This is a genomic window from Halomonas sp. BC04, from assembly GCF_000568385.1.
Map to the genome: position 1 here is coordinate 1 of NZ_AZQX01000404.1, position 12,236 is coordinate 12,236.

The 12,236-nt window shown below is 63.5% G+C and carries 7 protein-coding genes, 1 rRNA gene and 1 pseudogene; 3 read left to right on the top strand and 6 right to left on the bottom strand.

From position 1 onward, the window contains the following. The 5 genes from Q427_RS26765 to Q427_RS26785 all read right to left on the bottom strand — a co-directional run. Positions 1-676 (bottom strand): 16S ribosomal RNA (locus tag Q427_RS26765); the annotation flags it as partial. Positions 677-1,322: 646 nt separating this feature from the next. Next, entirely contained in the window at positions 1,323-4,196 is a 2,874-nt protein-coding gene (locus Q427_RS26770; RefSeq protein WP_081786236.1) for an FAD-binding and (Fe-S)-binding domain-containing protein, read from the bottom strand. Continuing rightward, on the bottom strand, positions 4,193-4,861 hold the full coding sequence (locus tag Q427_RS26775) for a LutC/YkgG family protein (RefSeq protein WP_043518567.1): 669 nt from the start codon (positions 4,859-4,861) through the stop codon (positions 4,193-4,195). The genes Q427_RS26770 and Q427_RS26775 overlap by 4 nt, the downstream gene beginning before the upstream one ends. Further along, a complete protein-coding gene (locus Q427_RS26780; protein WP_043518569.1) occupies positions 4,858-6,288 on the bottom strand; it encodes a LutB/LldF family L-lactate oxidation iron-sulfur protein in 1,431 nt (476 codons plus the stop codon). Before Q427_RS26780 ends, Q427_RS26775 begins: the two co-directional genes overlap by 4 nt. Beyond that, positions 6,285-7,040, bottom strand: a complete 756-nt coding sequence (locus Q427_RS26785; protein WP_043518570.1) for a (Fe-S)-binding protein — start codon at positions 7,038-7,040, stop codon at positions 6,285-6,287. The genes Q427_RS26780 and Q427_RS26785 overlap by 4 nt, the downstream gene beginning before the upstream one ends. A gap of 371 nt (positions 7,041-7,411) precedes the next feature. Here Q427_RS26785 and Q427_RS26790 point away from each other — a divergent pair, with 371 nt between their 5' ends. The 3 genes and pseudogenes from Q427_RS26790 to Q427_RS26800 all read left to right on the top strand — a co-directional run bounded on the left by Q427_RS26790 (position 7,412) and on the right by Q427_RS26800 (position 11,497). Then, positions 7,412-8,185, top strand: coding sequence for a GntR family transcriptional regulator (locus Q427_RS26790; RefSeq protein ID WP_043518572.1), 774 nt, complete (start codon positions 7,412-7,414; stop codon positions 8,183-8,185). A gap of 39 nt (positions 8,186-8,224) precedes the next feature. Then, positions 8,225-10,122 (top strand): annotated as a pseudogene (locus Q427_RS26795) (sensor histidine kinase). Further along, positions 10,115-11,497 (top strand): sigma-54-dependent transcriptional regulator, encoded by a 1,383-nt coding sequence (locus Q427_RS26800; protein WP_043518573.1) that lies wholly within the window; start codon positions 10,115-10,117, stop codon positions 11,495-11,497. Before Q427_RS26795 ends, Q427_RS26800 begins: the two are co-directional and overlap by 8 nt. Here the strand turns inward: Q427_RS26800 and Q427_RS26805 are convergent. Beyond that, complete coding sequence (locus Q427_RS26805) at positions 11,473-12,144, bottom strand: metal-dependent hydrolase (RefSeq protein WP_043518574.1); 672 nt, start codon at positions 12,142-12,144, stop codon at positions 11,473-11,475. The two genes, Q427_RS26800 and Q427_RS26805, sit on opposite strands and share 25 nt — an antisense overlap. Positions 12,145-12,236: the final 92 nt, after the last annotated feature.

Below are 12,236 nucleotides of genomic sequence, written 5' to 3' on the forward strand. Positions count from 1 at the left end.
AATTCTACCTTCCTCTCCTGCACTCTAGCCTGACAGTTCCGGATGCCGTTCCCAGGTTGAGCCCGGGGCTTTCACAACCGGCTTATCAAGCCACCTACGCGCGCTTTACGCCCAGTAATTCCGATTAACGCTCGCACCCTCCGTATTACCGCGGCTGCTGGCACGGAGTTAGCCGGTGCTTCTTCTGCGAGTGATGTCCTTCCTGGTGGGTATTGGCCACCAGGCCTTCTTCCTCGCTGAAAGTGCTTTACAACCCGAAGGCCTTCTTCACACACGCGGCATGGCTGGATCAGGGTTGCCCCCATTGTCCAATATTCCCCACTGCTGCCTCCCGTAGGAGTTCGGGCCGTGTCTCAGTCCCGATGTGGCTGATCATCCTCTCAGACCAGCTACGGATCGTCGCCTTGGTAGGCCTTTACCCTACCAACTAGCTAATCCGACATAGGCTCATCCGATAGCGCAAGGTCCGAAGATCCCCTGCTTTCCCCCGTAGGGCGTATGCGGTATTAGCCTGGGTTTCCCCAGGTTATCCCCCACTACTGGGCAGATTCCTATGCATTACTCACCCGTCCGCCGCTCGTCAGCATCCAGCAAGCTGGACCTGTTACCGCTCGACTTGCATGTGTTAAGCCTGCCGCCAGCGTTCAATCTGAGCCATGATCAAACTCTTCAGTTTCAAATCATTGCGGTTCTTGCTCAGCCACCCCCCGAAGGCGACAGCTGAAAGCGAACCAATCTTGGCTCAAGGTCAAAGCTTCTCAAAAAGACCCGAAGGTCTTCGACGAGTCGCTTGCCTTGAAATGGTGTGACTTCTCACCACCTCATCGACAAGCGCCCACATGAATTACCTGATCGATTGTTAAAGAGCGGCTCTCGTTCTCTTCAAACCACACGGGAAGAGCGGAGCGTCTCGCTTGCTGTCGTGGCGGCTGACTCTGTCAGCGGCCTCGCCAGCGCCCTGCGAGGAAGGCGTATTCTACTGAATCGGCTGAGCTTGTCAACTCTCTTCGCTGGCCTCACCGGGGTGAGCCTGCCATCGAAGCGCCGGTACCGCCGGCTGCCTTCAGCGTGGCGTGCATTCTACCGTTTCCGGCGTCTCTGTCAATCGCGAATCTCACTAGCCGATCCGAAAAAACCAAACAGAAACAAGCACTTTCTCCACCTCCACCGCCGGTAACGTTTGCCCGTTGCCGGCAGCGGATGCGTATTTTATGGGCTGAGCGTCGCCGCTGCAAGGACTTTCGCCGCAAAATTTCACGGCCCGCCCGAAACGCCCATCCACAGGCGGTTTCGAGCGAGTGGCTGTGGACAAGTGGCCGCTCTCAGCACGCCACTTGCTGCCGACTTGCCCGCTCGAGCAGCGACAGGATCGAACGATAGGGGATCCCCCCATGCAGCGCCAGCCCGATCTCACAGGTCTTCGAGTTGGAGTAGCCCGCATCGCAATCCGCCACCTGGACCGCCAGCCCCTTCAACGCCGAGGCGTTGAGTTCCGGCGTGGAAAGCCCCTTGTCACCGGCGAACCCGCAACAGGTGATCTCCGCCGGCACCACAACCTCGCGGGCGCAGGCCCTGGCCAGCGCCACCATGCGCTCGCCAAGTCCCATATGGGTACTGGAGCAGGTGACATGTACCGCGACGCGCTCATCGAGCGGCGTGAGGTTGAGCCGGGGCAAGAGGTGGTCATGGGCGAAGGCAACAGGTTCCTGCACCGACAGGCGCTCATCGAGGCGCGACTGCATGTGCAACACGCAGGGGCTGGTATCGCTGATGATCGGATAGCGACCGTTCTGGCTCGCTACCAGCAGTTCGCGATTGAGCTCACGGGCCTTGTGCGTCGCCTCGTCGAACTGCCCCTTGGAGTGAAACGCCATGCCGCAGCAGAGATGGCCCGTCATCTCGGGGATTATCACCTCGAACCCCGCTCGCTCCAGCAGCGATAGGGTGATCTCCATGATCGAACGGCTCTCGGTATCGCCATGGGCGGCACCGAACACCCGGGTCGCACAGGAGGGCAGGTAGACCACCTTGTCCTTTGATCCGTCGCCGGACGAACGCTGCTTGAGGACTCGAATCGATGCCGCCTTGGGTAGGGTGGGCACCCATTGCGGCACTCGGTTGCCACTAATCCTGGTTATCGAACCGCTGACCCGGGAGAGCCCCTTCTCGCCCAGCACCGCACGGCCAACGCCCGCCATGTTCAACACACCCCGGGCAATACGGGTCACCCCGGAGAAGTGGCGACCCACCCGGCGAGACAGACCGCCATGCTGCGCCAGCCGCTCATGGCGCATATCGCGGATCATCTCACCGGTATTGATGCCGACGGGGCACTGGGTGGCACAGAGGCCATCGACGGCGCAGGTTTCGTCGCCGGCGTAGCGATAGTCGCGGCGCAACGTGGTCAGGCGCTCGGCATCCTCCCCATCGATAGCATCACCGAGGGCCTCGAGCCTAGCCATCTCACGGGCAATGACGATCCGCTGGCGCGGCGTCAGGGTCAGGTCCTTCGACGGACAGACGTGCTCGCAGAAACCGCACTCGATGCACTTGTCGATGATCTCGTGGGCCGCCGGCAACGGCTTGAGATTCTCCAGGTGCAGTGTCGGGTTGCGACTGAGAATGACCTCGGGGTTGAGCAGGTTTTCGGGGTCGAACAGCGCCTTGATCTGCCACATCAGGGCGTAGGCCTCGGGCCCCCACTCCAGCTCGACATAGGGCGCCATGTTGCGCCCGGTGCCGTGCTCAGCCTTGAGCGAGCCGCCATACTCGACGCCGACCAGTTGCGCCACTTCGTCCATCAGTGCCTGATAGCGCTCCACCTCGCCGGGCTTCTCGAAGCCCTGGGGGAAGACGAAGTGCAGATTTCCTTCCAAGGCGTGGCCAAAGAGAATGGCCTCCGGATAGCCATGGCGGTGGAAGGCATCGGTCAGCGCCTGAACGCCTTCATCGAGTCGCTCGATGGGAAAGGCCACGTCCTCGATGATCACCGTCGTGCCGGTATCACGCACCGCGCCCACGGCGGGAAAGAGACCCTTGCGGATCTTCCAGTAGAGCTCGTAGGTGCTCTTGTCGCGGGTAAAGGTCACGGGCTCCAGGGTGTGAATGCCTTCAAAGATGTCACGCACCGCCTGAAGGCGCGCCTCAAGCTCGCCCTCATCGTTGCCGCGCACGTCGATCAGCAGCGCCGCCGCGCTGTCCGGCAGCGTCTTTAATACCTCGGGCATTCCCGGCTTGCGCTCCACCGAGCGCAGCGCCGCGCGGTCCATCAGCTCGACGGCCGAGACCGGGGCCGGCTTGAGGGCGATGGTCGCCCGGCAGGTGGTGGCCATGTCCGGCAGGAAGAGCAACGCCGCGGCCTTAAGCGGTTCATCCACCACGGTGTCGTAGGTGATGTTGCTGATGAAACCCAGCGTCCCTTCGGAGCCGATCATCAGATGCTTGAGGATCTCGATACCGTCGGTGAAGTCGACAAGGCTGTTGAGCGCATAGCCGGTGGTGTTCTTGAGCCGGTACTTGTGACGAATCTTTTCGGCCAGCGGCGTATTGGCCCGGGTCTCGGCGGAGAGCCGCTCGAGCCCCTCGACGAGTTCCGCATGGCTATGCCGAAACGCCTCACGACTGGCCGGGTCGGCGGTATCCAGCCGGGTGCCGTCGGCCAGGATCACGCGAATGTCACGCACCGTGCGATAGCTGTTCTGTGCGGTGCCGCAGCACATGCCCGAGGCATTATTGGCAGCGATGCCACCGATCATGCAGCTGCCAATGGAGGCCGGGTCCGGGCCGATCTTGCGGCCGAAGGGGGCCAGCAGCTGGTTGGCCCGTGCGCCGATCACCCCCGGCTGCAGGCGAATCGCCTGCCCACCCTCGAGAATCTCATGACCGCGCCAGCCCTGGCCCATCTGGATCAGCACGGAATCCGTCACCGCCTGGCCGGACAGCGAGGTCCCGGCGGCGCGAAAGGTCGCCGGCAGCCGGCGGGAGCGACACGCCGCCAGCACTGCCATCAACTCGTCCTCGCTCTCGGGCCGCACGATCAGCTTGGGAATCAGACGGTAGAAGCTGGCGTCGGTGCCATAGGCCAGGGTACGCAGCGGGTCGTCGATCAGACGCTCGGCGGGCATGATCTCGAGCAGCTCGCTCTTCAGATCATGCCAGGCGTCGGTGGTGGCCGGATCAAGCGTTGCAGGCGTCATGAGCGCTCCTCGGCATGGCGTAGCAGCACGATCAGCTCACGGGGGCCGTGCACCCCGTAGGCCAGGGTCTGCTCGATGTCGGCGGTCTTGCTCGGGCCCGAGATGAGCAGGGCGTTGGTGGGCATGCTGCCGGCCCAGCCATGGGCCTCGATCACGTCGAAGAAGGTGTCCTCGAGAGTCTCGGCATCCAGCACCGCGATATGGATCGGCGGCACCAGGCTGAGCAGGCGAGGCTCATCGGGGGTCGGCCACAGCCATAGGCTGCCGGTCTCGGCAATGCCGCCCCGGGTGGACGTCAGGCCGGCATCCGTGGACTCGAACTGTTCCTGCTGCCACGCCTCAACGTCACGGTCGGCATCGACCAGCGTGACGCCGGTATCGGCCAGGGCCGCCCGCGCCTCCGCCGCCACCGGATGCTCGCGCCCCAATGCCAGGCGGAGAACCCCCTTGGCTTGCAGCAGTTTCGCCAGGTCGGCCGTCCAGCTGCCACGGTAGGTATGAATGACCTCACCGTGAACGGAACTGATCCACCGCTCGAAGCGTTGGAGGCGTTCTTCGGCACTCCAGCCTCGCCCGGTCACGACGCCAAAGTCGCTCTGTGGTGCGGTCAAGGCACCGTCGGCGCGCTCACGAAGGCGCTTGAGAATCCCCTCGCGTGCACTCATGACTCATCCTCCCTTTCCCGGCGGTGGGACTTGACCAGCGCATGCAGCGAGCGCTTCGCCAGCTTCGGCGCGGTGCGGTATTGCGTCCAGGGACCAAGCCTTGCTGGTGTCAATGCACGCAGCTTGCCAGCCATCATCAAGCTTCCCCGCCAGACCGAGGGGTGGGTCGCCAGCCACTGCCAGCTCTTCCAGGCCGCCACCTCCTTCTTCGTGCGCTTTACCCCCGCACCGGGAACGTTGCCACGCCCCTCGCCCACCGCCTCGCGGCGCAGGCGCACCAGCAGGTCGGGAATCGGGATCTTGACGGGGCACACCTCGCCGCAGGCGCCGCACAGGCTGGATGCGGTCGGCAGGTCCTTGGTCTCCTCGAGCCCCAGCATATGCGGCATCAGGATGCTGCCGATGGGGCCGGGGTAGGTGGTGCCGTAGCTATGACCACCGACGCGGGTATAGACCGGGCAGTGGTTCATGCAGGCGCCACAGCGAATGCAGCGCAGGGTATCGAGCAGCTCATCGTCCTGGTAGATGCGGGAGCGTCCGCTGTCGACCAGCACCAGGTGGACTTCCCGAGGGCCATCATGCTCGTCGGCCTTGCGCGGTCCCGAGATCATGTTGAAATAGGTGGTGACATGCTGACCGGTTGCCGAGCGGGTCAGCAGGGCATAGAGCGGCGGCACGTCACGCAGGTGCTCGACCACCTTTTCTATTCCTGTCACGGCGATATGCACCGGGGGCACCGTGGTGGTCATGCGGCCATTGCCTTCATTTTCCACCAGGCACAGGGTGCCGGTCTCGGCCACGGCGAAGTTGACCCCCGAGACACCCACATCCGCATTCATGAAGCGCTCACGCAGCTGGGATCTGGCGGCAGCGGTCATGTAGTCGACATCACGGGTTCGATCTGTCCCCGTCTTTTCGTGCATGATGTCGGAGATCTCGTCGGTATTCAGATGGATCGCCGGCATGATGATATGCGAGGGCGTCTGCTCGTTGAGCTGCACCAGGTACTCGCCGAGGTCCGACTCGAGGGCCTCGATCCCGGCCGCCTCCAGATGGGCATTGAGGTGCATCTCCTCGGACACCATCGACTTGCCCTTGATGACCGAAGTCGCCCCATGGGATTCGCACAGCTCACGAATGATGCGGCACGCCTCCTCGCCATCTTCTGCCCAGTGGACCCGGATGCCGTTGGCCTCGCAGTTGGCTTCCAGCTGCTCCAGCAGGTCGGGCAGCTTGGCCAGCGCCCTCAGGCGGATATTGGCGCCCAGATCCCTCAGGGTCTCCAGGTCCCAGTCGCTGAAGACATCGCGCCGCTTGGTCATCAGGCCGTCCATGGCCCGGCGGAAGTTGGAGCGGATCTGGGGGTTGCCCAGGGCATCATGGGCCTGACGATGAAAGGCCCGCGGCGTATAGGTCTCGACGCTCATGAGGTTCTCCGCCACAGGTAGCTCGCGATATGCTCGCCCTTGATCGCTTTCTTCTGGTGTTCGAAGCGGCCGTTGATGTTCATCAGGCAGCCGCAGTCGGACGAGACGAAGTGCCTGGCCCCCGTCGCTTCGATGGCCTGGGTCTTGTCCTCCACCATGGCGGCCGAGACCTCCGGGTGACGAACGGCAAAGGTGCCGCCGAAACCGCAGCATTCGGCGGCCCGTTCCTGCTCCACCAGCTCGACCTGGCCAAGCCTGGCCAGCAGTGCCGGCCCTGTCTCGGCCAGCCCCATCTCTCGTCGCGCACTGCAGGAAGTATGCATCGCCACCGCTTCGGCCGGACCACGGTCGTCGAGTCGAAGGTGGCAGACATGGACCAGATATTCCGTGAGTTCGTAGACCCTGCTTGCGACCTCGCCGGCCAGTGCCTCCTGATCGGTGCCGGCAAACAGCTGCGGATAATGGGTACGCATCATGCCGCCGCAGGACCCCGAAGGAACGATGATGGGCCAGGGCTCCGGGAAAAGCCCGAGTTGCGCCGCCGCCACGGCACGAGCCTCGCTCTGGTAGCCGGAGGTATAGGCCGGCTGTCCGCAACAGGTCTGGTCTTCGGGAAAGAGCACCTCGATACCTTCACGCTCCAGCAGGCGGATTCCGTCCAGGCCCGCTTCGGGATAGAACATATCGACGAGACAGGTGCCGAAGTAGTAGGCCTTTTCTGACTTGGGGGGATAGAGCTTGACTGGCGTCATGAGGTGCCCTCACGGTCGGCCCGCGGGAAGCCGCGGACTGCGGTAGGATTTGCTGTGTCACAGGACTGTTATTGTCTTGGATGACGTCGAAACTTCGCACTGAATTTGCCTTGCCTCTCTTTCTTCGGTAAATTGGTAATACCAATTTACCGAAGAAGAAAAAGGCACATTAGGCTCGGCTTGCACAGTGTCAAACGACAGGCCACGGTTTGCCTCACCGGAAGGGCTATACTTTGGTCGATACCATATATCGAACTGTTGCAAGCTCATGATAGTTGACCAGATTTCCTCCCCGCTTTCCGATTGCATCATGACGCCAATCGAGTCAATATTGGTCAGACCAATTATAGCCGATCGCCAGGAAAACCCGCATGTCCTATCAGACCGTTCGCCAGCCAAAACTGGCCGATGTGATCACCGAACGCCTTGAGGCCATGATTCTCGAGGGCAGCCTCAAGCCAGGTCAGCGGTTGCCACCGGAACGGGAACTGGCCGAACGCTTTGGCGTTTCCCGACCTTCCCTGCGCGAAGCCATCCAGAAGCTGGCCACCCGCGGACTGCTGATCAGCCGTCAGGGCGGCGGAACCTTCGTGACCCGCGAACTCAACAGCGGCTACAGCGACCCCCTGCTGGACATGCTCTCCCGGCATCAGGAATTTCATCTCGACCTGCTGGAGTTTCGCGATGCCATGGAAGGCATCTCGGCCTACTATGCAGCCTTGCGCTCCACGCCGGCCGACAAGGCCATGCTGCTCAAGCGCTTCGAAGAGCTGGAAGCCTGCTTCGCCGGCCGCAACCCGGCACTCGAGGCCAAGGCCGACGCCGCCTTCCATCTGGCGATCGCGGAGGCGGGCCACAACGTACTGCTGCTGCATACCATTCGCGGCATCTTCCACCTCCTGGAAAAGAGTATCGTCGATAACCTGACCCACCTCTTCGAGAAACCCCAGTCGCGCCCGCTGCTGATGAAGCAACACCGCGCCCTGCTGGATGCCATTCTTGAAGGTCGCGCCGAGGACGCTCGTGCGCGTGCCCACGAGCACCTGGTCTTCGTCGAGGAGGAGCTGCTGGAAATGGAGCGCGCCGAGACCCGAGCCCAGCGGGCGCTGCGACGCGCCCAGGCACTACCCGAAATTCCGAGCTGAGGATACTCGCGCTTGAAAGGTCCGCACCGCCCACCAAGAATGTCTCGCTCCCTGCGGCGGCTGCTGTTGCTGCTGCTGCCGCTGGGCCTGGCCATTGTCATGTGGCAGGCATCCCAGGCCGCCCGCGAGCAGGTTCTGCAGAACATGGTGCGGGAGGCCGAGAACGAGCTTCGCCTCTCTGCCTCCGGCCTGGAGGGTCACCTGACACGGCATGACTACCTCCCTCAGCTGCTGGCTTCCCGCGAGATGGTAAGGCGTTTCCTGGCCAACCACGGGGACCAGAATCCCATGCCGTTGAACCTGTTGCTGGACCAGTTCCGCGCCATCGCCGACGTCTCCGATGTCTATCTGCTGGACCGCGTGGGTACGACGAAGGCAGCCAGCAACTGGCATCTGGAAAATACCTTCATCGGCCACAACTACGCCTTCCGCAGTTATTACCAGGATGCCATCGAAGGCCAGCGCGGCCGTTTCTTCGGACTTGGCACCCAGTCCCTGGAGCGCGGCTACTACTTTTCGGCCCCGGTATGGCTCGACGATACGGCCCCGGATGCCCAGCCCTATGGGGTGATGGTCATCAAGGTGCTGCTCGATGCCGTCGAGGAGGGATGGGCAGAACAGGATGCCGAACTACTGGTCACCGATGCGGATAACATCATCTTCATGGCCAGCCGTCCCGAGCTGCAGATGACAGCGCTCTACCCGCTCTCCGAAGAGGAGCACCGATCACTGCTGGCTACCCGACGCTATGCCGACGAGCCGCTCTCCCCATCGGGCATCGAGGCATACGAGTACCGGGAAGACGGAAGTCGCCTGGTGCGATTCGCCGATGGGCCCCTGGCCGGAGGCAACTATCTTGGGCTGACCCGGCATATGGAGGAGCTCGGCTGGAACATGCACATCCTCAAGCCGCTCGACCCGGTGAACAATGCACAATGGCTGGCCGCTCTTCTCGCCGGAGCCTTTACGGCGTGGTGGTACTGGCCGGTGGCGTCGGCTGGCAGCGTCTCAGGCTCCGTCGCGAAAGGGAGCTGTTCGCCGAGCGGGAACGCCGCACCCTGGCCCGCGCCAGGGACGAGCTCGAGCGCAATGTGGAACACCGTACCCGCGACCTGGTGGAAACCAACCGCCTGCTTTCCGACGAGATCGAAGAGCGCCGCCGGGCCGAGGAGAGCCTGCGCCAGACCCAGGATGAGCTGATCCAGGCGGCCAAACTCGCCGTGCTCGGCCAGCTCGCCGCCGGCATCAATCATGAACTCAACCAGCCCCTGGCGGCGATCCGCGCCTATGCGGAGAACGCCCGGGCCTTCCTCGCCCGCAGCCGACAGGATGCCGCCGATGCCAACCTGGCCCAGGTCGTCGAGCTGACCGAGCGCATGGCAGAAATCAGCGCCCAACTGCGCCAGTTCTCGCGCAAGAGCGGCGGCACCCTGACCACTGTCTCGGTGCAGGCCTGTATCGACTATGCACTGCGCCTCTACCAGGCACGGTTGCGCAGCAGCAATGTGGAAGTCATTCGTCGCTGGACCGACGAGGAGGTCTGGGTGCACGCTGACCTGGTCCGCCTCGAGCAAGTGCTGGTCAACCTGATCGGCAATGCCCTGCAGGCCATGGCCGACACCTCCGACCCGCAGCTGACCCTCGCTATCGACGCCGACGACCGCCACGTGCGCATCAGCGTCGCCGACACCGGACCGGGCATCCCTGAACAGCACCTGTCGCGCATCTTCGAGCCCTTCTTCACCACCAAGACACCCGGTAGCGGACTGGGGCTCGGGCTCTCGATATCGTCACGCATCATCGACGACCTGGGGGGCCGGCTCGATGCCGCCAACCTCACTGGTGCCGGCGCCCTTTTTACCATTACCCTGACCCGTGACGGCGATCCCGAGAGATCCCGCCTCGCACAGACCCAGGAGCCGATTTCCCATGCATGATCCGGCGGCCGCACCGGTACTGATTGTCGATGACGAACCCCACCTGCGCATCACCGCCGGCCAGACGCTGGAACTGGCCGGCTACCTGCCCGAACCACACGCCAGTGCGGAGAGCGCCCTGAAGATGCTCCTGCCTGACTTTCCCGGCGTGATCGTCAGCGACATCCGCATGCCCGGCATGGACGGCATGGCCCTGCTGAAAGAGGTTCGCCTGCGTGACCCCGACCTGCCGGTCATCCTGATCACCGGTCACGGAGACATTTCCACCGCCGTTGAGGCGATGCGGGAAGGCGCCTGGGATTTCCTGGAAAAACCCTTTGCCGGCGAGCGCCTGGTGGAGATGGTACGCCGTGGCGTCGACAAGCGACGCCTGAGCCTGGAGAACCGGCGGCTCAAGGCCGAGCTGGAAGCACAGCAGGCTGCACCAGGCCCACGCCTGGTGGGACGCACACTGGCCATCCAGCGCCTGGCCTCCATGATCCAGCGTATCGGCCAGGTACAGACCGATGTCCTGCTGTTTGGCGAGACCGGAACCGGCAAGGACCTGGTGGCCCGTGCCATCCATGAACGCAGCCCACGCGGTGGACACCCCTTTGTCGCCATCAACTGTGGAGCGGTACCGGAAAGCATCATCGAGTCGGAGCTGTTCGGCCACGAGAAGGGAGCCTTTACCGGCGCCGTGGAGCGCCGTATCGGCAAGTTCGAACACGCCAACGGCGGCACCGTCTTCCTCGACGAGATCGAGTCCATGCCCCTGGCCCTGCAGGTCAAGCTGCTGCGTGTGCTGCAGGAGCGCTGTGTCGAACGGCTGGGCGCCAATGAGCCGGTGCCGCTGGATATCCGGGTCATCGCCGCTACCAAGGTGGATCTCAGGGTCGCCGCCGAGGAGGGTCAGTTCCGCGAAGACCTCTACTACCGCCTCAATGTGGTCACCCTGCCGATTCCGCCGTTGCGGGATCGGCGCGAAGACATCCCGCTACTCTTCCAGCACTTCGCCGTTGTCGCGGCCAATCGCAGCGGCCTGGAGGCGCCGCCCCTTGATGCACGCGGCGTCTCGGCGCTGATGGCCCATGACTGGCCCGGCAACGTCCGCGAGCTGCGCAACCTGGCCGAACGCTATGTGCTGCTGGGCTCGGCCTTCGATTATCGCCTCGATGACCTGCTAGAAGGTGTCGAGACCACCGGGGCTGACCTCGCCCTGCCGCAGCAGGTCGAGCTGTTCGAGAAGAGCCTCATCAGCCAGTCGCTGGCCAGCCACCGCGGCCGGATCAATGACGTTTGCGAACACCTGGGCCTGCCACGCAAGACCCTCTATGACAAGCTGAAAAAGTATGGCCTGAAAGCCGAGGACTACCGCCAGAAGACCGACCCGTGAGCGACCAGCTCACCCAGCGCCGACCAGGGCGGCAACCAGAGCAGCAGGCCTGCCACCAGCAGCATCATGAGTAGAGAATTGCCTGGGGCGCGGTAGTCGAACGGCTTGAGCGCCGTGCCGAAGGAGCGCTTGAGCCGCGCCCCGGTAAGATCGACGCTATAGAGCTCGTCCAGCGCCAGGTGGATGAGATAGCCCAGCCCCAGCGCCAGCCCCTGGGCCCAGGCCAACCGGCCCTCCTGAGCCAGGAAGTGGTAACCGGCCACGCTGGTCGCCAGCCCGCACAGCACCGCGGCCAGCAGCGAGTGCCAGATCCCACGGTGCACGGAGAAGCGCTTGAAGATCGGGCTCAGCACATGGCGCACCCCCACGTAGAGCCCGCCACAGACCATCAGCAGCGCCCCCGGTTCCAGCCGAGCGTGCAGCAACAGCACGCCGACCATCACCGCCAGCACGGCCATGGTATTGAAGATCAGGCGCACGGCGTGTGATTGATCGGCATCGATATCGGGCAGGATGCCGCCGAAGGCGGTCAGTACCGCCAGCGGCAGTGCCTCGGCCGGCGTCCAGAGGCCGCCCTGCCAGCCGGTGACGGCCAACAGGACACCGCCACCCACGGCGGCACTCAAATGGGTACGAAAATCGGCCATATGGCGGGGCAACCCCAGAGAGCTGGATAAAAAAACAGATTATCGCCCACCCCGACAATAAAAAACAATGCTTTAGCAATTCGTTCCAGGCC